General features: G+C 68.3%; 18 protein-coding genes. 7 read left to right on the top strand and 11 right to left on the bottom strand.

From position 1 onward, the window contains the following. Positions 1–73: 73 nt before the first annotated feature. Positions 74–952: an EamA family transporter gene (locus ACFO0J_RS06830; protein WP_376812300.1), complete on the bottom strand. Its 879-nt coding sequence runs from the start codon at positions 950–952 to the stop codon at positions 74–76. A 118-nt stretch (positions 953–1070) separates the two neighbouring features. Between ACFO0J_RS06830 and ACFO0J_RS06825 the strand changes: the two genes are divergently transcribed. After that, positions 1071–1520 (top strand): PaaI family thioesterase, encoded by a 450-nt coding sequence (locus ACFO0J_RS06825; RefSeq protein WP_376812299.1) that lies wholly within the window; start codon positions 1071–1073, stop codon positions 1518–1520. Then, on the top strand, positions 1517–2503 hold the full coding sequence (locus ACFO0J_RS06820; protein ID WP_376812298.1) for an LLM class flavin-dependent oxidoreductase: 987 nt from the start codon (positions 1517–1519) through the stop codon (positions 2501–2503). Before ACFO0J_RS06825 ends, ACFO0J_RS06820 begins: the two co-directional genes overlap by 4 nt. Positions 2504–2506: 3 nt before the next feature. On the opposite strand, the gene nadE is transcribed toward ACFO0J_RS06820, so the two are convergent. The 3 genes from nadE to ACFO0J_RS06805 form a co-directional block, all read right to left on the bottom strand. Further along, positions 2507–3334: an ammonia-dependent NAD(+) synthetase gene (gene nadE, locus ACFO0J_RS06815; RefSeq protein ID WP_376812297.1), complete on the bottom strand. Its 828-nt coding sequence runs from the start codon at positions 3332–3334 to the stop codon at positions 2507–2509. Continuing rightward, a complete protein-coding gene (ilvD, locus tag ACFO0J_RS06810; protein WP_376812296.1) occupies positions 3335–5023 on the bottom strand; it encodes a dihydroxy-acid dehydratase in 1689 nt (562 codons plus the stop codon). A 118-nt stretch (positions 5024–5141) separates the two neighbouring features. Next, positions 5142–5846, bottom strand: coding sequence for a Crp/Fnr family transcriptional regulator (locus ACFO0J_RS06805; RefSeq protein ID WP_376812295.1), 705 nt, complete (start codon positions 5844–5846; stop codon positions 5142–5144). A gap of 58 nt (positions 5847–5904) precedes the next feature. Here ACFO0J_RS06805 and ACFO0J_RS06800 point away from each other — a divergent pair, with 58 nt between their 5' ends. The 4 genes from ACFO0J_RS06800 to ACFO0J_RS06785 are packed head-to-tail and all read left to right on the top strand — an operon-like array spanning position 5905 to position 10508. Next, on the top strand, positions 5905–6900 hold the full coding sequence (locus tag ACFO0J_RS06800; RefSeq protein ID WP_376812294.1) for an ABC transporter substrate-binding protein: 996 nt from the start codon (positions 5905–5907) through the stop codon (positions 6898–6900). After that, positions 6897–7682 (top strand): ABC transporter permease, encoded by a 786-nt coding sequence (locus ACFO0J_RS06795; protein WP_376812293.1) that lies wholly within the window; start codon positions 6897–6899, stop codon positions 7680–7682. Before ACFO0J_RS06800 ends, ACFO0J_RS06795 begins: the two co-directional genes overlap by 4 nt. Then, on the top strand, positions 7675–8343 hold the full coding sequence (locus tag ACFO0J_RS06790; protein ID WP_376812292.1) for an ATP-binding cassette domain-containing protein: 669 nt from the start codon (positions 7675–7677) through the stop codon (positions 8341–8343). Before ACFO0J_RS06795 ends, ACFO0J_RS06790 begins: the two co-directional genes overlap by 8 nt. A gap of 50 nt (positions 8344–8393) precedes the next feature. After that, positions 8394–10508 (top strand): TonB-dependent receptor family protein, encoded by a 2115-nt coding sequence (locus tag ACFO0J_RS06785; protein WP_376812291.1) that lies wholly within the window; start codon positions 8394–8396, stop codon positions 10506–10508. An 86-nt stretch (positions 10509–10594) separates the two neighbouring features. Here the strand turns inward: ACFO0J_RS06785 and ACFO0J_RS06780 are convergent, their stop codons facing one another. From ACFO0J_RS06780 to ilvD (ACFO0J_RS06755), 6 genes are all read right to left on the bottom strand, one after another. After that, positions 10595–11386, bottom strand: a complete 792-nt coding sequence (locus ACFO0J_RS06780) for a transporter substrate-binding domain-containing protein (RefSeq protein WP_376812290.1) — start codon at positions 11384–11386, stop codon at positions 10595–10597. 51 nt (positions 11387–11437) lie between these two features. Further along, positions 11438–12166 carry an amino acid ABC transporter ATP-binding protein gene (locus tag ACFO0J_RS06775; RefSeq protein WP_376812289.1) on the bottom strand — a complete coding sequence of 243 codons (729 nt, stop codon included), beginning with the start codon at positions 12164–12166 and terminating at the stop codon, positions 11438–11440. Next, a complete protein-coding gene (locus tag ACFO0J_RS06770) occupies positions 12150–12800 on the bottom strand; it encodes an amino acid ABC transporter permease (protein WP_376812288.1) in 651 nt (216 codons plus the stop codon). Before ACFO0J_RS06770 ends, ACFO0J_RS06775 begins: the two co-directional genes overlap by 17 nt. Next, the gene (locus ACFO0J_RS06765; protein ID WP_376812287.1) at positions 12793–13530 is read right to left on the bottom strand and encodes an amino acid ABC transporter permease; all 738 of its coding nucleotides are present in this window, start codon (positions 13528–13530) and stop codon (positions 12793–12795) included. Before ACFO0J_RS06765 ends, ACFO0J_RS06770 begins: the two co-directional genes overlap by 8 nt. A gap of 44 nt (positions 13531–13574) precedes the next feature. After that, entirely contained in the window at positions 13575–14408 is an 834-nt protein-coding gene (locus tag ACFO0J_RS06760) for an NAD-dependent epimerase/dehydratase family protein (RefSeq protein WP_376812286.1), read from the bottom strand. Positions 14409–14524: 116 nt separating this feature from the next. Beyond that, positions 14525–16381, bottom strand: coding sequence for a dihydroxy-acid dehydratase (gene ilvD, locus ACFO0J_RS06755; RefSeq protein WP_376812285.1), 1857 nt, complete (start codon positions 16379–16381; stop codon positions 14525–14527). Positions 16382–16508: 127 nt separating this feature from the next. Here ilvD (ACFO0J_RS06755) and ppc point away from each other — a divergent pair, with 127 nt between their 5' ends. Further along, entirely contained in the window at positions 16509–19367 is a 2859-nt protein-coding gene (gene ppc / locus ACFO0J_RS06750; protein ID WP_376812284.1) for a phosphoenolpyruvate carboxylase, read from the top strand. Positions 19368–19488: 121 nt separating this feature from the next. Here ppc and ACFO0J_RS06745 read toward each other — a convergent pair whose 3' ends face one another. Further along, positions 19489–20400 carry an EamA family transporter gene (locus ACFO0J_RS06745; RefSeq protein ID WP_376812283.1) on the bottom strand — a complete coding sequence of 304 codons (912 nt, stop codon included), beginning with the start codon at positions 20398–20400 and terminating at the stop codon, positions 19489–19491. Between the last annotated feature and the right edge of the window lie 10 nt (positions 20401–20410).

The raw sequence follows: 20410 nt of genomic DNA, 5'->3' as shown, positions 1-20410 counted from the left end.
GGATGTAGGAAGGTATGTGCTTCAGTAACGGAGTCTCGCAACAAGTTCCCAAAGCACGCGCTCGGTCCCGTTTTCAGCTCGACTTGATCAGAGGTCCCTTAGCCGCCCGCACGACGCCGACGCTGGCGGCGACCACCAGGCCGGTGCCCAGCATCTGGCCGAGGCTCATGCCCTGGCTCAGGAGGATCCAGCCGGACATCGCGCCGATGGCGGGTTCCAGGCTCATCAGCACGCCGAACGAGGCGGCCGGCATGCGCCGCAAGGCAATGGATTCTAGGACATACGGCACCAGCGGCACCAGCACGGCCAGGCCCGCCGTGTACAGCAGTTGACGCCCGGGAAACAGCACGGTGCCGGCCTCGACCGCGGCAAACGGCAAGGACAGCAGCGCCGCGACCACCAGCGACACGGCCAGCCCCTGCAGCCCGGGAAATGCATGGCCGACCTTTTTCATCATGACAATGTAGACCCCCCAACCGGCTGCCGCCAGCAGGGCGAAGGCAATGCCCACAGGATCCACGCCGCCGGCCGCGTGCGCGTCGCCCGACACCAGCAAACCGATCCCGGCCGCCGCCAGCAGCGGCCAGGCCAGGGCACGCCGGCCGCGCGCGCCCAACGCCGCCACGGCCAGGGGGCCGCAGAACTCCAGCGCCACGGTCAGGTGCTGCGGCAGGCGCTCGATCGCCAGGAAGAAGGCCAACGACATGACGGCCATGCCGGCCCCCAGAATCAGGGCCGCCTGCCACTCGGCCGGGCCGTAACGATGCACCGGCGGGCGCACGAACAGCAGCAGCGCCAGCGCGGCCCAGCACAGACGCAGGCTGGACGTGCTGAGCGCGCCGTAGTCGTGGATCACCGGCACGGCCAGTGACACGCCGGTCTGCACGCTGACCATGGCGGCCACGGCCAGGCAGACCGCCAGGCCGATGCCCTGGCCCAGCCTTGTGGGCACGGCCCCCAGCGCCGGCGCCGGGTTTGAGGACGTAGGGGAAAATGGCTTATCGTAGGGCACAGCGAAAATGGCTTCCGATCTTTGGATGCTTGCGACTCACGACTATACAGGACTGCCCATGACGTCACCGACCGCCGCGCCGGACACAGCCGCCTTGCACGCCCGCATCCAGGACAGCTTTGACCGCTCCGGCCTGATGCTGCACCTGGGCGCGCGCCTGGGGGACGTCGCCCCGGGCCGCACGCACATCCACCTGCCCTACAGCGCCACGCTGACTCAGCACCTGGGGTATTTCCACGCCGGCGCCACGACCTCGATCGCCGACGCCGCCGGCGGTTTCGCCGGGATGACGCTGGCCCCCCTGGGCCATACGGTGCTGTCGGTCGAATTCAAGATCAATATGCTGGCGCCCGCGCGGGGCGAATCCCTGGAAGCCGTCGGCCGGGTGATCCGCTCGGGCCGCACGCTGACCGTCGTCCAGGTCGATGTCTACGCCCTGAATGCGGACGAGAAAACGCCCATCGCCCTGATGCAACAAACGCTCATCAACCTGCCGGAACCTGCATGACGCGCCTTTCGATTCCTTTTTCCGTCCTCGACCTCGCCCCTATCGCCGAAGGCGGCAGCGCGGCCGAATCCTTTGCCCACACGGCTGCGCTGGCCCGCCACGCCGAAGCCCTGAGCTACCGGCGCTACTGGATGGCCGAACACCACGGCATGCCCGGCATCGCCAGCGCGGCCACCGCCGTGCTGATCGGCCACGTGGCGGCAGCGACCTCGCGCATCCGCGTGGGCGCCGGCGGCATCATGCTGCCCAACCATTCGCCGCTGGTGATCGCCGAACAGTTCGGCACGCTGGCCACCCTGTATCCCGGCCGCATCGATCTGGGCCTGGGGCGGGCGCCCGGCTCGGACCAGGCCACCGCGCGGGCGCTGCGCCGCACGCTGGATTCCGACCCCGATGCCTTCCCGCGCGACGTGGCCGAGCTGATGGATTATTTCGAGGGACAGGGGCCGGTGCGCGCCGTGCCGGGCGCGGGCTGCGAGGTGCCGGTCTGGATCCTGGGGTCCAGCCTGTTCGGCGCGCAACTGGCCGCCTATATGGGTCTGCCCTATGCCTTTGCCTCGCATTTCGCGCCGGCGCAGATGATGGACGCCATCGCCGTGTACCGGCGCCACTTCCGGCCCTCGCGCCACCTGGACAAACCTTACGTGATGCTGGGCTTCAATGTGTTCGCCGCCGACACGGACGAGCAGGCCCGCTTCCTGGCCACGTCCTGGCAGCAGTCCTTCGTCAATCTGCGCGCCGGCCGGCCGGGGCTGCTGCCCCGCCCCGTCGAAGGCTATCTGGAATCCCTGCCGCCGCCCGCCCGCGGGTTGCTGGACCACGTCCTGGCCTGCGCCGCCATCGGCGCGCCGGACACCGCCGCCGCACAGATCCGCGCGTTCGTGGAACGCACCGGCGCGGACGAGCTGATGATCACCTGCAATATGCACGACCATGCGGCCCGGATGCGGTCCTACGAGATCGCGGCCGGGCTGATGGCCTGATGCTCAGGGCGCGATCGGCAGCGCCCGCTTGTGGGCGCTGCGCCGCCAGGTCGACACGATGGTGTCGAAGGCCTCCGGCGCCACATCCCGGCCTTCCAGGAAATCGTCGATCTGCTCGTAGCTGACGCCGAAGGCGTCCTCGTCGGGCTTGAGCGGCGTGAGCAATTCCAGGTCGGCGGTGGGCACCTTGAACACCAGATCATGGGGTGCGCCCATCGCGGCCGCCAGGGCCCGCACGCGGCGCTTGTTCAAACCCGCCAGCGGCGTGACGTCGGCCGCCCCATCGCCGAATTTCGTGTAGAAACCCATCAGCGCCTCGGCGGCATGGTCGGTGCCGACCACCAGCCCGCCGCGCGCACCGGCCACGGCGTATTGGGCGATCATGCGCTGGCGCGCCTTGATGTTGCCATGCAGGAAGTCCTGCTGGGCGGCATCGCGGAACGTCTGGCCGGAGGCCCGCACTGCATCCAGCATCGCATCCGAGGCCGGCCGCACGTCCACGGTCAGCAGGTCGTCGGGCCGGATCACCGCCAGGCCCGCCTGGGCGTCGGCCTCGTCCAACTGGACGCCGTAGGGCAGGCGCATGGCCACGAAACGCGCATCCCCGCCCTGCGCGCGCACGCGTTCAACGGCCCGCTGCGACAGGCACCCCGCCGTCAGGGAATCGACGCCGCCGCTGATGCCCAGCACCAGGGCGCGGGCGCCGGTGGAGCGCAGCAGTTCAGCCAGGAATTCCACCCGCCGCTCGATTTCGGCCTGGGCGTCGAAGGCGTCGACCACGCCCAGGGAGAGACGGATCTGGAGTTGCAACGCACGTTGCTCATCGTTCATTCAGCGGTCCTCGAAACGGTCCAGCACCGCGCCGGTGCTGGCGTCGGAGCAGTTGAAGGCAAACTTGGCCTGCACCCCGCGTGTGTAGCGCGGCGCGGGCGGCGTCCAGGCGGCACGCCGGGCAGCCAGGATATCGTCCGACACGTTCACCTGCAACAACTGGCGGTGCGCGTCGATGGTGATGGAATCGCCTTCCTCGACCAGCGCGATGGCGCCGCCCACGGCCGCCTCCGGCGCGACGTGACCCACCACCATGCCCCAGGTGCCCCCGGAAAAGCGGCCGTCGGTGATCAGGCCGACGGAATCGCCCAGGCCCTCGCCCACCAGGGCGCTGGTCGGGGCCAGCATTTCGGGCATGCCCGGCCCGCCCTTGGGGCCCAGGTAGCGCAGGATCAGCACGTCGCCGGCATGGATCTTGCCGGCCAGGATGGCGTCCATGGCGGACTGTTCATCGTCGAACACGCGCGCCGGACCCGTGATGGCGGGATTCTTCAGGCCGGTGATCTTGGCCACCGCGCCCAGTTCGGCCAGATTGCCCTTGAGGATGGCCAGGTGGCCTTCGGCGTACAGGGCCTGGTCCAGCGTGTGGATCACATCCTGGTCGGCACTGGGAGCGTCAGGAACATCGGCCAGGGTTTCGGCAATGGTCTTGCCGGTGATGGTGATGCAGTCGCCGTGCAGCAGGCCGGCATTCAGCAACAGCTTCATCACCTGGGGCACGCCGCCCGCCTTGTGGAAATCGACCACCAGGTATTTGCCGCTGGGCTTCAGGTCGCAGATGACGGGGACGCGACGGCGCACGCGCTCGAAGTCGTCGATGGTCCATTCGACGCCGGCCGCGTGGGCGATCGCCAGGATGTGCAGCACGGCGTTGGTCGAGCCGCCGGTGGCCATGATGACGGCCACGGCGTTTTCGATGGATTTGCGCGTGACGATGTCGCGCGGCTTCAGGTCCAGCTTCACCGCGTTCAACAGCACGCGGGCCGATTCGGCGGCCGAGTCGGTCTTTTCCTGGTGCACATTGGCCATGGTGGACGAATACGGCAGGCTCATGCCCATGACCTCGAAGGCCGAGCTCATGGTGTTGGCCGTGTACATGCCGCCACAGGATCCGCTGCAGGGAATGGCGTGGGTCTCGATCTCGTGCAGATCGGCTTCGGACATGCGCCCGGCCGCGTGCTCGCCCACGGCCTCGAAGACGCTGACGATGTTCAGGTCCTTGCCGCCGCAACTGCCCGCCAGAATGGTGCCGCCGTAGACATAGATCGAGGGCACGTTGGCGCGCAGCATGCCCATCATGCCGCCGGGCATGTTCTTGTCACAGCCGCCGATCACCAGCACGCCGTCCATCCACTGGCCCTGGACGCAGGTTTCCACGCAGTCGGCGATGACCTCGCGGGACACCAGGGAATATTTCATGCCTTCGGTGCCCATCGCCATGCCGTCGGAAATCGTCGGCGTGCCGAACATCTGCGGATTGCCGCCGGCGTCCTTGATGGCGGCGGCGGCCGCGTCGGCCAGGGGCTGCAGGCCGCTGTTGCACGGCGTGATGGTGCTCTGGCCGTTGGCGATGCCGATCATGGGCTTGTCGAAATCCGATTCCGTGTAGCCGAGCGCGTAATACATCGAGCGGTTCGGCGCCCGGGCGACGCCCTGGGTGATGTTCGAGGAACGCAGCGGTTTGGCCATGACGGAGTCCTTTCGAAAAGTCGGTGCGGAATCTTTCAGTTTAAGACTTCTCCGCGCCGGCGGACCGGACACGCGCACGCCGGGCGCGGGTATTGGGCGCGAAAGCGGCGCCTCGGGCTCAGAAGCTGCGCCGGGCCGGCTGCGCCAGATCGTCGAGGAAGGCCGGATCGTGCAGGATCCAGTCCCGGCGCGCGCCCGCGATGCGGCCTTGCGCCACCCAGTCCGCCAGCAAGCGGCTCAGGGTTTCCGCGCGCACCCCCAGGTGCGCCGCGAGCTGGCGCTGCGTCAGGGGCAGATGCACGGACGCCCCCTCGCCCGGCCGCAGGCGCAGCAGGTAGTCGGCCAGGCGCTGCGCGGCCGTGCTGTCGCTGAACCATTCCACCTCGTTGACCCGCTGGTAGATCCGGTCGCTCAGGCGCGCCAGCAACCGCATGGACAGGGCCGGCCAGATGCGGCAGGCCGCCTGCAGGCCGGCCCGCTTCAGGCACAGCGCGATCGCGTCGCCATGCGCCCGGGCGTGCATCGGATAGCGACCGTGGGTCATGAACATGGCCGTCTCGGCCAGCAACTGCCCGGCGCGAAAGATATGGAACACGCGCTCCTGGCCGTCCTGGGTGTGGCGCAGCACCTCGATGCCGCCGCTCAGGACGTACAGGTACTCGATGGCGTCCTCGCCTTCACGGAACAGCGCATCCCCGTCCTGGACGTGGAGCATCGCGGCGTCGCGCAGCAGCAGGGATGCCACTTCGGACGGCGCGTCCTGGAACAGCGGATGCCCCAGCACCCGGGCGGGAGAATCCTCGGTCGGATTGACTTTTGTCATTGGCACTCGGTGATTCGGGATGCGACGATACGAGATTGATAATAATTCGCATTCAATTATGTGGGAATCCCTTCGAGCATCATACCGCCTGGCGCGGCTCTGCCTGCTGACCGTCTTGCTGGGTACGGGCCTGTCCGTCTCGGCCGCGCCGCGCGAGCGCCTGGTCCTGGCCGGCCCCACGGCCGCCGTCAGCTTTCCGCTCATCCACATGGCCGAGACCGGCGCCCTGGCGGACTGGGCCCGCACGGTGGAATTCCGCCACTGGAAAAGCCCGGACCAGTTGCGCGTGCTGCTCGCCAAGCAGGAAGTCGACTTCAGCGCCACGCCGGTGAATCTGCCCGCCATCATGGCCAATCGCGGCATGTCCGTGCGCCTGCTGAACGTCTCGGTCTGGGGACTGCTGTGGTTCGTCAGCGCCGACCCGGACGTGCGCACGGTCGCCGACCTGGCCGGCAAGCCGCTGCTGACGACCTTCCAGCGGGACCTGCCCGCCCTGCTGCTGGAGCGGCTGCTGGACGCGCAAGGCCTGACCGGCGAGCACGCGCCGGTCATCCGCTATGCACGCGACGCCCAGGACGCCACCGCCCTGCTGCTGACCGGCGAGGCCCGCAGCGCCCTGCTGCCGGAACCCTCCGTCTCGCTGCTGCTGGCGCAAAATACCCGCCGCGGCGGCGCCCCGCTGCACCGCGTGCAGAGCCTGGAGGACGCCTGGCGCGGCGCCTTCCCGGACCATCCCGACCTGCCGCAGGCCGGCATCATGGCCAATGCCGGCGTGGCCGGCGACCGCGCCCTGGGCGAGGCCTTCACGCGCGCCTACGACCGGTCGGCGCGCTGGTGCAAGGCCGAACCGGCCGCATGCGCGCGCCTGGTGCACAAGCACCTGGACTTCCTGCCGGTCGAGGCCATCGAGGCCTCGATCCGCGTCACCCGCCTGGAAAGCCGCGACGCGCAGGCCGTGCAGCCCGACCTGGAGGCCCTCTACGGCCTGATCCTGCAGCACAACCCCGAAGCCGTCGGCGGCCGCCTGCCCGACGCCGGCTTCTACGGGCCATGAACAAGATGGCCGCGCCGGGCCGCCCCAAGCGCACGTCCCGGCGCTGGTCCGCGCTGGGCGTCGTCCTGATCTTCGCCGGCTGGGAACTCGCCGCCCGCCTCATGGGACCCATGCTGATGGCCACGCCGCTGGAGGCCCTGCGCTCGATCGGCATCCTGGCCGGCGACCCGGGTTTCTGGGCGCACAGCCGCGACAGCCTGACGCGTATCGCCATCGGCGTGGGCGCGGGCTGCGGCATCGGCTTCGCCCTGGGCGTGCTGGCCGGCCACGACGCGCGCCTGCGCGGCCTGCTGGAACCGCTGCGCTGGCTGCTGATGGCCATTCCGCCCGTGGTCGTGGTCGTGCTGGCCATGCTCTGGTTCGGGCTGGGCTCGGGCATGGTGATCTTCATCACCGTCCTGATGATGGCGCCCGGCATGTACGTCAACACGGTCAAGGGCATGCGCATGATCGACGCCGGCCTGCTGGAAATGGGCCAGGTCTACCGTTTCGGCGCCTGGACGCGGCTGCGCCACATCTACCTGCCCGCCCTGGCCGCGCCCCTGACGGCGGCGCTGCTGATCGCCGCCTGCGGCGGCGTGCGGCTGGTGGTCATGGCCGAAGTCCTGGGCGCCGAGAGCGGCGTCGGCTACGCGCTGGCCAATGCGCGCAGCACCTTCGACAGCGGCCGGCTGTACGCCTGGGTGCTGCTGATCCTGGGCCTGGTGGCCCTGCTGGAATTCCTGCTGCTGCAGCCCGTCCAGCGCCGCCTGACCCGCTGGCAGGAGCCCAGCCATGCTTGAAATGCGCGACCTGAACCTGGCCTTCGGCCCGCGCGCCGTACTCGACGGCATCCGCCTGGACGTGCGCCCCGGCGAGCGCATCGGCGTCATCGGCCCCAGCGGCGCCGGCAAGAGCACCCTGCTGCGCCTGGCGGCCGGCCTGCTGCGCCCGGACGGCGGGATCTGCCGCAATACCTTCCAACGCACCCGCCTGGTCTTCCAGGAACCCCGACTGCTGCCCTGGCGCAGCGTGGCCGACAACCTGGACATCGCCCTGCGCGCGGGCGGCGTCCCCGCCGGCGAGATCGCCGCGCGGCGCAACCGCTGGCTCGCCCGCGTGGGGCTGGCCGACGCGGCGCGGGCCTGGCCGGCCGAGCTGTCGGGCGGCATGGCCCAGCGCGCGGCCCTGGCTCGCGCCCTGGCGCTGGAGCCGGACCTGCTGCTGCTCGACGAACCGTTCAGCGCGCTGGATCCGGCGCTGCGCGCCGACCTGGGGCGGCTGTGCGCCGAGCAGGCCCGCGCCACCGGCGCCGCGCTGGTCTGCATCAGCCACCAGCCCTGGGAACTCGCCGGCCTGGTGGACCGCATCCTGCGCGTGGCCGGCGGCCGCGTCCAGGAACAGCCGGCCCCCGCCGGCCGTCCGGACGGGGCCAACGCTGCCGCCCCGCCCGCCGGTCCGTAGCCCGATCCTTGCCACCCTTTTCATCCACATCCCCTCACCGAGGAACCCCCATGCGCGCACCCTACGCCCTCACGCCCCTGGCTCTGGCCCTGGCCTTCGCAGCCACCGGCCTGGCGCCCGCCCACGCCCAGCAAGTCCAGAGCCTGAACCCCATCACCGTCAGCGGCGACGCCCAGGCCACGCCGCTGAACCCCGGCGTGAAGGCCGAACGCGCCCGCCTGGACGGCGTGGCCGGCGGCACCAACCTGATCGAGCCGCAGAAAGAAACCCGCCTGGCCACGCTGCGGGACGCCCTGGACTACCAGCCCGGCCTGGTGGTGCAGGAATTCTTCGGCGGGCTGGACCAGCCGCGCCTGAACATCCGCGGCTCGGGCATCCAGAGCAACCCCGTGAACCGGGGCGTCATGCTGCTGCAGGACGGCCTGCCGCTGAACGAGGCCGACGGATCCTTCGTGATCGGTTTCCTGGAACCGCGCAACGCCGGCCTGATCAGCGCGCGCCGGGGCGCCAACGCCCTGTCGCCGGCCGCGACCACCCTGGGCGGCGAACTGGACTTCCAGTCGCTGACGGGCACGGCAGGCGACCTGCTGCGCGTGGAAGGCGGCAGCTTCGGCCGCTTCGGCGCCCAGGCCGCCAAGGGATTCCGCAGCGACAGCCTGGACGGCCGCCTGAGCGTCACCCACGACAAATACGACGGCTACCGCCACCACTCCGGGTCCGAGCGCACCAGTGTGCAGGGCAATTTCGGCGTCCAGGGCGACGGCTTCGAGAACCGGACGTACCTGTCGTACGTGGATCTGGACGTGGACATTCCGTTCGTCGTGCCTCGCGCCATGATGGAGGACGATCCGACCCGCGTGATCGGCGACGGCAATACGGCCAATCACCCCTTGAACGTATACAAGCGCAACCCGCACCGCACATCGAGCCAGTTCCGCGCCGCCAATCGCACTTATTGGGGCACGGAGGACCTGAACAATACCTTCGGCGTCTACGCCCAGAGCATCGACGACACCTTCCAGGATCCCCTGAGCGCGACCGTGACCGACGGGATGACCTACGGCGCGCAGTGGCAGCTCGCGGGCAAGTACCGCGCCATCGATTACCGCGTGGCGCTGGACTGGTCCCGCAGCAACATGGACCGCAAGCTCTACGTCGTCCGGCCGGAAGACGGTTCGCGCCTGCAGCGCTTCGGGAACTATGACCTGCAGGCTGAAAATCGCAGCGCGCTGCTGGGATTCGCCTGGCACGTCAACCCGCAATGGACCGTCGTGGGCGATGCCAAGTTCACCCAGGCGGTCCGGGACGCGCGCGAGCGCGGCTCGGGCAACAGCCTCGACCAGGATTGGAACTACGTCAGCCCGAAACTGGGCCTGGTCTGGCAGCCTGCCGAGGACCAGCGTTTCTTCGTCAACGTCAGCCGCAGCAATGAAGCGCCGACCTACTGGGAAATCGTCAACGGCACCGTGCCGCCCCGCCCGAACTCCGTCATGCCGATTCCGGCGACGACCAGCCTCAGCGCCCTGAAACTGCAGCGCGCCGACACCGTCGAGATCGGCGGCGAGGGCCGGCTGGGCGCGGGATCCTATGCGCCGCACTGGGCCTTGACGCTGTATCACAGCGACGTGAAGGACGAACTGATGTCGGTCAGCACCGCCAACGGCACGGCGGCGGGCACCTACAACTACCGCGGCGGCACCCGCCACCAGGGGATCGAGCTGGGCCTGAACGGCAGCCTGCCCGCCCCGGGCGCAGGCGCGGCCTTCGACTACCGCGTCGCCTACACTTTCAGCGACTTCCGCTTCAAGGGCGGCGAGTACGCGGGCAACCGCATCGCCGGCGTGCCGCGCCACCTGCTCAGCGCCGAGGTCCTGTACCGCATCGGCGGACTGCGCTTCGGCCCGAACGTGCGCTGGATGCCGGCGGCCACGGAGACCAATCACGCCAACACGCCGGACACCCAGCAGGACAGCTACGCCCTGCTCGGCTTCAAGGTGGACTACCAGATCGACAAGCACTGGCAGGCCTACGTGCAGGGCGACAACCTGACGGACCAGACCTACGCCAGCGCCTTCGTCATCCGCAACACCGCCGGCGCCGCCGACCCCACCTTCCTGCCCGGCAACGGCCGCAGCGTGACGGCGGGGGTCACCTACAAGTTCTGATCCCTGATCCCGGAAACACTCGCGCCCGGGCGTCCCGGGCGCGAGGCGGGCGACGCCCTGCAGGGGCGACGCCCGAAGCGGAACCGTCAGTTCCCGTTGGCCAGGACCTTGGGGCTCAGGTCGTTGCCGTGGTACTTCTTGTAGGCCTCGTTCAGGCGGCCGTTCTTCAGGTTCGTCCGCACCCAGCCGTCCACCCATTCTTTCAATTGCGGCGTCTGCTTGGGCATGGCGATGCCCAGCATGAATTCGTGCTGCACGAACTTGGTTTCGTAGGGATCGGCCTTCAGCTTCTTGTTGACCTCGGCCACATTGGGCCACTGCGACGAGATCGCCTGCACCTGCCTGGACGCCGCCGCCGTCACCAGCGTCGCATCGTCCTCGAAGCGGCGGATATTGGCATCCGGCGCATTCTTGCTGATGTCGGTATCGTTCACCGTGGCGCGGGTCACGCCGATCTTCACGCCCTTCAAATCCTTGTAGTCGGCGATCTTCACGTCCTTGGGCGCCGCGACGATGATCTGCAACGAGGCGTAGGGCACCGAGAAATCAATGACCTTGGCGCGTTCTTCCGTGATCGACAGATTGGCCACGGCCAGGTCCGCCTTGCCGGTCTGGATCGTCGGCACGCGGGCGGCATTCGTGATGGGCACCAGTTCCAGCTTCACGCCCAGGTCCTTGGCCAGCATTTCGGCCGTGGTCACGTCCGAGCCCTCGGGCTGCATCTGCGCGTTGGCGTAGCTGAACATGGGCACGCCCATGGCGATGGCCACGCGGATCACGCCGTCCTTCTTGATCTGGTCCAGATCGCCTGCCTGGGCGGTGACGCCAACCGCGCACAATCCAAGGACAGCGGCCAGCATGGTTTGTTTGAGTTTCATTGAAGTCTCCATCAAGTGGTTGCGCCGGGGCCTTGGGGCCCCAGCTTTCTTCTATAGGCCGTTGCCTATGAAATCCTGCAATTCCTGCGTCTGCGGATTGACGAGAATGTCGGGTCCGCCGGTTTCCCAGACCTGCCCGTGGTGCATGAACACGATCTGATCCGCCACGCGCCGGGCGAAGGCCATCTCGTGCGTGACCAGCACCATGGTCATGCCGCCCTCGGCCAGCTTCTCGATGACCTTCAGCACCTCGCCGGTCAGCTTCGGGTCCAGAGCCGAGGTCACCTCGTCGAACAGCATCACCTGGGGCTCCATCGCCAGCGAACGCGCGATCGCCACGCGCTGCTGCTGGCCCCCGGACAACTGCTCGGGATAGCTGTCGTATTTTTCCAGCAGGCCGACGGTTTCCAGCACCTGGCGGGCGCGTTCCTCGCAGGTCTTGCGCGGCAGCTTGCGCACGTGGCGCAAGGCCAGCGTGATGTTGCGGCCCACCGTCAGGTGAGGGAACAGGTTGTAGCTCTGGAACACGATGCCCACATCCTTGCGCAACTGTTCCAGATCGACCTTGCCGCCGTCCAACTGATGGCCGCACACCTGGATGTGGCCTTCGTCGATGGTTTCCAGGCGGTCGATACAGCGCAAGGCCGTGCTTTTGCCCGAACCGCTCTGGCCGATGATGGCCACCACCTGCCCCCGGGCGATGTCGAAGGACACCCCCTTGAGGACCTGGTTCGATCCAAAGGACTTATGGACGTTCTGCAGACTAACGACGGCCGACATTGAGCTTTTTCTCCATGGCGCGGCTCCACCGGGACAAGGGGTAGCACAGCAGGAAATAGAACCCGCCCACCAGCGCGAACACCAGGAAGGGCTGGAACAGGGAGTTGTTGATGATCTGCCCGGCGCGGGTCAGTTCCACGAACCCCACCACCGAGGCCAGGGACGTGGACTTGATGACCTGCACCAGAAAGCCCACGGTGGCGGGCAGGGACAGGCGCACGGCCTGGGGAATGACGACCAGGATCAGCGACTGCCAGCGCGAGAACCCCAGGCATTCCGAGGCCTCCCATTGGGTCTTCTCGATGGCTTCCACACTGCCGCGCCAGATTTCTCCCAGGAAGGCGCTGACGTACACCATCAGGGCGACCCCGGCGGCAAGCAGCGGCGGCACGTCGATGCCGAAAATGCCGACGCCGAAATACACGACGAACAGCAGCACCAGCAACGGAATGCCCTGGATCGTCTGGATGAACAGGACCGCCGCCGCCCGGACCACCGCCAGGCGCGACACGCGCGCCAGCATCACGCCGAATCCGGCGACCGAACCCAGGACGAAGGACAGGGCCGACAACACCAGGGTCCAGCCCAGGCCCTTCAGCAGATAGACGAACTGCACGAGGCTGAATTCATCCATGGCGCATCTCCCGAACGGCCCCGCGCGGTGCGGCGGCGGCCTGACGGCGCGCGGCCCGCGCCACCACCCGGCGACGGCGGAACAGCAGCGTCCCGCCCAGCCAGAACAGCGCCTTGAGCAGGACAGCCAGGCACAGATACAGGAAGGCGACGACGATATAGGTTTCCAGCGACAGAAAGGTGATGGACTGCACGTTGTTGGCCACGCCGGTCAGTTCCTCGGTCGAGATCTGCGATGTCACGGAGGACATCAGCATCATCAGGACGAACTGGCTGGTGATGGACGGATAGACCTTTTCAAAGGCCGGCAGCATGACGACGTGCCAGTAGATGCGGGCGCGCGACAGACCCAGGCATTCAGCCGCCTCGATCTGGCCCGGCGGCACCGCATCCATGCCCGCGCGGATGATTTCCGCCGAATAGGCGCCCACGTTGATGACCATGGTGATCACCGCCGCCACGGCGGCGGGCATGGTGTAGCCCAGGCTGGACAGGCCGAAGTAAAAGATGAAGATCTGCACCAAAAACGGCGTGTTGCGCACGGTCTCGATGTACGCCCCGCACAGCCCCGACAGCCCGCGATGGGCGCCGCGCCGGCCGATGGCGCACAGCACGCCCAGGATCAGGCCGAACACGGTCGAGGCCAGGGTCAGTTCCAGTGTGGTCAGCGCGCCGCCCAGGAAGACGTCCCAGTAAGGCGCGAGGCCGGGAAAATTGAAGGTGTAGCGCACGCCAGGCCTCTCGACTCACGACTTAAAGATAAGACATCGTATATTCAAGAGGGTGCGTCCAGCGGATCGAACGGCCCTTGAGCCGTGAAGGCGCCGCCCTGCAGGACCATCGTCGGATCGTCGGCCGCCGGCATGGGCAGACTGTCGATCTGCGCGCGGAAGGCCTCGGACGTATCCTGGGGGGTATAGCCCAGGTGCGCCGCCAGGCGGTTGTCCCACCAGGGCTCCTTGTTGTCGGACAGGCCGAAGGCGATGGTGTGGCCGATGCCGGGCGTGAACAGGCCCCGGCGGATCAGCTCGGTCAGGTCCCGATAGCTGAGCCAGATGTGCATCATGCGGCGGTCCCGGGGTTCCGGGAACGACGAACCGATGCGGATGGACAGGGTCTCGATGCCGTAGCGGTCGTGATAAAAGCTGGCCATGCCCTCGCCGTACATCTTGGACAGGCCGTAATAGCCGTCGGGACGGGTGGGCATCGCGGCGTCGATCGTCTGGGCCTGGGGATAGAAGCCCACCGCATGATTCGAACTGGCGAAGATCACGCGGCGCACGCCGTGGCGGCGCGCGGCCTCGTAGATGTGGAAAATACCTTTGATGTTGGCCTCGAGGATTTCCTCGAAAGGCCGCTCGACCGACACGCCGCCCATGTGGACGATGGCGTCGCAGCCGCGCACCAGTTCGTCCACGGCCTGGCGGTCGGCCAGGTCGCAGGGCTGCAGCTCCTCGCCCTCGGCGGCCTCGCCCAGCGGCTGGACGTCGGACAGGCGCAGGATGCGCGCCATCGGCTTGAGCGTTTCGCGCAGCACGCGCCCCAAGCCGCCGGCCGCGCCCGTCAGCAGCACGCGTTCGAACCTGTTTTCAGCCACACACTTCTCCATCCAATGCATTATCGAACTGATTGATCGGATGTATTGTGATACGTCATCGTATGACTTGGAATCAGGAATTACCCTGAACACCATGGCGGCGGCCTGCGGGCCGCCGCCATGTCACCTCACTTCAACTGACCCACATCGCGCACCGCGCCCCGATCGGCCGAGGTCGCCAAGGCCGCATAGGCCAGCAGCGCCTGGGAGACTTCGCGCTGGCGGTCCACCGGCTTCCAGGCCTTGGCGCCGCGCGCTTCCATGGCCGCACGGCGTGCCGCCAGGGTTTCGTCGTCGATGGCCAGATTGATGCGACGGTTGGGGATGTCGATCTCGATGGTGTCGCCGTCTTCGACCAGGGCGATGTTGCCGCCCTCGGCCGCCTCGGGCGAGGCGTGGCCGATCACCAGGCCCGACGAGCCGCCGGAGAAACGCCCATCGGTCAGCAGGGCCGCGCACTTGCCCAGGCCCATGGACTTCAGGTAGGACGTGGGATACAGCATTTCCTGCATGCCGGGGCCGCCCTTGGGGCCTTCGTAGCGGATGATGACCACGTCGCCGGCCACGACCTCGCCGCCCAGAATGCCCTCGACCGAGGTCTCCTGGCTTTCATAGACGCGCGCGCGGCCGGTAAAGGTCAGGATGCTTTCGTCCACCCCGGCCGTCTTGACGATGCAGCCGTTGGGCGCCAGATTGCCGTACAGCACGGCCAGGCCGCCGTCCTGCGAATACGCGTGCGCGCGGTCGCGGATGCAGCCGGCCTCGCGGTCCAGGTCCAGGGTTTCGTAGTAGCGGTCCTGGCTGAAGGCGGTCTGGCTGGGCACGCCGCCGGGCGCCGCGCGGTAAAAGTCAGCCATATTGGCGCCATGCTCACCCCGCACGTCGCAACGGCGGATGGCCTCGCCCAGCGTGCCGGCATGCACATTGCCCACGTCCAGGTTCAGCAGATCGGCACGGGCCAGTTCCGCCAGGATGCCCATGATGCCGCCCGCGCGGTGCACGTCCTCGATGTGGTATTGCTGCGTGGCCGGAGCGACCTTGCACAGGCAGGGCACGCGGCGGGAAATCCGGTCGATGTCGGCCATGGTGAAGGCCACGCCGGCTTCCTGGGCGGCGGCCAGCAGGTGCAGCACGGTGTTGGTGGACCCGCCCATCGCCACATCCAGCGTCATGGCGTTGCTGAAAGCCTCGAACGTCGCGATATTGCGCGGCAGGACGGAGGCGTCGTCCTGCTCGTACCAGCGCTTGCACAGTTGCACGATCAGGCTGCCCGCCAGTTCGAACAGGCCCTTGCGCCGGGCATGCGTGGCGACCACCGTGCCGTTGCCCGGCAGCGCCAGGCCCAGGGCCTCGGTCAGGCAGTTCATGGAATTGGCCGTGAACATGCCGGAACAGGAGCCGCAGGTCGGACAGGCGCTGCGTTCGACCGTTTCAGCCTGCTCGTCGGTGATGTTGGGGTCGGCGGCCTCGATCATGGCGTCGACCAGGTCCAGCTTGCGCACCACGGTCTTGCCGTCCTTGGCGACGACCTTGCCGGCCTCCATCGGCCCGCCGGACACGAACACGACGGGGATGTTCAGGCGCATGGCGGCCATCAGCATCCCCGGGGTGATCTTGTCGCAGTTGGAGATGCAGACCATGGCGTCGGCGCAGTGCGCGTTGACCATGTATTCGACCGAATCGGCGATCAGTTCGCGCGAGGGCAGCGAATACAGCATCCCGCCGTGCCCCATGGCAATGCCGTCGTCCACCGCAATGGTGTTGAATTCCTTGGCCACGCCGCCGGCCGCCTCGATCTGGCGCGCAACCAGCTGGCCCATGTCCTTCAGGTGCACATGGCCCGGCACGAATTGGGTAAAGGAGTTCACCACGGCGATGATGGGCTTGCTGAAATCCCCGTCCTTCATGCCGGTAGCGCGCCAGAGGGCGCGGGCGCCGGCCATGTTGCGGCCGTGGGTCGAGGTGCGGGAACGATAGTGCGGCATGGCGGCTGTCCTGGAAGCGGAAGGGGCAAAAACGCTTATCATAAACATAAACGCATAAACGGTTCCTCCCGCCCGGCCGGCCCGGGCGGGCGGATTGCGCAGACCGATTCCCAACGATGGAGACCCCGTGAGACCCGCATCCCCGAACGAAGCCATTTCCCCCCTGCGACAGGACATCCGGCTCTTGGGCCGCACATTGGGGGAGGTCATCCGGGACTGCGAGGGCCGCGCCGTCTACGACGTGATCGAAAAACTGCGCCGTGCCGCCGTGAAATTCCGCCGCGAAGGCCGGGACAGCGACGGCCGCATGCTGGAACGCCAGATCCGCCGCCTGGCCGACGGCGAGGCCAATTCCGTGGCGCGCGCCTTCAGCTATTTCCTGCACCTGTCCAATATCGCCGAGGACCGCGACCAGACCCGCCGCCAGCGCCGGCAGTGGCAGGCCGAAGGCCCCGCCACACCGGGCAGCCTGCAGCACGCCGTCGAACTGCTGCAGGGCGCCGGCCTGTCCGGCGCCCGCATCCGCCAGCATCTGGCTTCGGCCTGCATCGTGCCGGTGCTGACGGCGCACCCCACCGAAGTCCAGCGCAAGAGCACGCTGGACCTGCACCAGGACATCGCCCGGCACCTGCGCCATCTGGACACGCCTCATGCGCCGCTGGAATCCGCCCGGCTGGGGGAACGCCTGACCGGGCTGATCGCCGCCCTGTGGCAGACCCGCATGCTGCGCCAGAGCAAGCTCACCGTGCTCGACGAGATCGACAACGCCCTGTCCTACTACACCAGCACCTTCTTCAGCACCCTGCCCCAACTGCACCTGGACATGGGGGCGCTGCTGCGCAAGCCGGCGCGCACCGTGTTCGACGTGGACAACGCGCCGCTGCCGCCCTTCGTCCACATGGGGAGCTGGATCGGCGGCGACCGCGACGGCAATCCGAACGTGGACGCCGGCACCCTGGAACAGGCGCTGCTGCGCCAGTGCACGCACGTCCTGCGCTACTACCTGACGGAGGTCCAGGCCCTGGGCGCCGAACTGTCGATCTCGCATTCGCTGACGCGCGTCACCCCGGCCCTGGCCGAACTGTCGGCAGCCAGCCAGGACCCGTCTCCCCATCGCCAGGACGAGCCCTACCGGCGCGCCTGCATCCATATCTACGCCCGGCTCGCCGCCACCGCACAGGCCCTGACGGGCCGGCGACTGGCCCGACGCACCATCTACGAGGCCCCGGCCTACGGCACGACCGGCGAACTGGCGGCCGACCTGGGCGTCGTGGCCGAATCGCTGGACGCGCATCACGGCGCCCTGGTGGCGCGGCTGCGCCTGACGCACCTGCGCCAGGCCGTCGGCATCTTCGGCCTGCACCTGGCCACGGTGGACCTGCGGCAAAGCTCCGACGTCCACGAGCGGGTGATCGACGAACTGATGCGCCACGCCCGCGTGACCCTGGACGGCAAGCCCGTGCGCTACGCCAGGCTGTCCGAAGCCGACCGCATCCGCGTGCTGCGCCAGGAACTGCGCGAGCCGCGTCCCCTGGTATCGCCCTGGATCGAATACTCGGCCGAAACGACCAAGGAACTGGCCATCCTGCGCACGGCCGCCGACTGCCGCCGGCGCTTCGGCGCCGCCGCCCTGCGCCAGGCCATCGTGTCCCACACCGAAACGCTGAGCGACCTGCTGGAAGTCCTGGTGCTGCAGCAGGAAACCGGCCTGATCGCCCCCACCACGGGCGGCGACACCGCCCCCGACAGCGGACTGATGGTGGTGCCGCTGTTCGAAACCATCCCCGACCTGGAGCGCGGTCCGGACATCATGGACGCCTGGCTGTCGCTGCCCGAAGTCGCCGCGCGCGTGCGCCACGCCCAGCACGGCATCCAGGAGGTCATGCTGGGCTATTCCGACAGCAACAAGGACGGCGGCTACCTGACCTCGAACTGGTCGCTGTATCAAACAGAACGGCGTCTGGTCGAAGTCTTCCGCAAGCACCGCACCCGCCTGCGCCTGTTCCACGGGCGCGGCGGCTCCGTGGGCCGGGGCGGCGGCCCCAGCTATGACTCCATCCTGTCGCAGCCCCCGGGCACCGTGAACAACCAGATCCGCCTGACCGAACAGGGCGAGATCATCCAGGGCCGCTACAAGGACGCCGAGGTCGGGCGCTCGCACCTGGAACTGTTCGTCGCCGCCACGCTGGAGGCCAGCCTGGCGTCCGGCTCCCCGGCCAGCCGCGCCGAAGACGAGCACGCGGCCCGCTACGGCGAGGCCATGGCCTGGATGTCGGACACCGCCCGGCACGCCTACCGCGACCTGGTCTACGGCACGGACGGCTTCACGGATTATTTCTTCGCTTCGACGCCGATCCGCGAGATCGCCGGCCTGAACATCGGCTCGCGCCCGTCTTCACGCAAGGCCCTGCAGCGCATCGAGGACCTGCGCGCCATCCCCTGGTCGTTCTCCTGGGCGCAGTGCCGCCTGCCCCTGCCGGGCTGGTACGGGATGGGCACGGCGCTGGAACGCTATCTGTCCGAAGGCGGCCCCGACCATGCGCTGTCGCGCGAGGAACGCCTGCAACGCCTGCAAGCCATGGCGCGGGACTGGCCGTTCTTCCGCACCTTGCTGTCCAACATGGAACAGGTGCTGGCCAAGACCGATCTCGCCATCGGCCGGGCCTACGCCGAACTGGTGCCCGACAAGCCCCTGCGCAAGCGGATCTTCGAGCGCATCGCCGCCGAATATCAAACGTCCCGGGACGCCTTCCGCGCCGTCACCGGCCACGATCTGCTGGAACGCGACGAGCCCCTGCGCAGCGCCCTGGCCGAACGCTTCGCCTACATCGACCCGCTGAACCACCTGCAAGTCGAGCTGCTGCGCCGCATGCGCTCCGGCCCGTCCGCCACGCGCCGCGCCGCCGACGAGCAGGAATCGCGCGACCAGCGCGCGATCCACATGACGATCAACGGGATTGCCGCAGGATTGAGAAACTCAGGATGAGGCAGGACACATCAGGGTCCCTGCGGACCCTGATGCGCCTGCCGAATCCGAGCGGCATGCAGGCCGCGAGGTGGATGAATCGGAGCCGCTTGCAAGCGGCGAGGTGGGGAAACCGGCGCATTCAGCGCCGCTTCGAATACGCCAGCAGCACGATCCCGCCCAGCACCACGGCGCCGCCCGCCAACTGCAGACCGCCGAAGACCTGATCCAGCAGCAGCCAGCCGAACAGCAGGCTGGCGACGGGCTCGATGTTCATCACCGGCGAGTTGCGCGCCATGTCCAGGCGCGGCACGAACACGAACAGGCCCGTGAACGCCGTGGCGTACAAGACCGACAGCGTAGCCAGGGCGGCCCAGCCCTGGACGCCGGCCGGCAGGTTCATGCCGCCGGGCACCACGCCTGCCGCACCGGCCGCCAGCATGCCGCAGAACACGATCATGATGGTGTACAGACTGCGCACCGCGCCCGGCAGGGACGACAGGCGATGCTCGGTGATCCATAGCCCGCAGGCAAACACGCAAGCGGCCAGGGAGGCAAAGCCGATCCCGGCCTTCCAGGCCGGCGTCATGGGTTCTGAAGCCGACAACCAGGCCGGCAGGTCCAGCACCAGCACCAGGCCGCACAGAATCATGCCCATCAGCAGACAGGCGCGCCGCGTGGGCGCCGACCCGCCCAGCGCCCAGGTCAGCAGCGCCAGCAGGATCGGAAAGGTATTGCCGATCAACAGCGCCAGGGCCACCGGAATGCGGGCCACGGCCGAGTACAGGCACAGGCTCTGCAACGCGACCAGCAGGCCGAGCGTGATCTGCCATTTGAGCAGGCCGGGCGCCATGCGCAGGCGCGGCTGACGCCACAACACAAAGCCCGCCAGGGCCAGCAAGGTCAGGCCGGAACGGCAGACGATGGCCAGCAGCAAGCCGGCCTGATCATCAAAAGCGAGGCGGGCCGACACGTGGTTGCCGGCGAACAGCGCCCCCACGAACAGCAGGATGGCCACGGCGGTGCGGCGGGGCAGGACAGCGGGAGACGTCATGCGGAAAAGC

This window comes from Castellaniella hirudinis, from assembly GCF_042651965.1.
Classification (GTDB): Bacteria; Pseudomonadota; Gammaproteobacteria; order Burkholderiales; family Burkholderiaceae_B; genus Castellaniella; species Castellaniella hirudinis.
The sequence above is the reverse complement of the archived record's forward strand: the minus strand, read 5'-3'. Positions and strand labels throughout refer to the sequence as shown.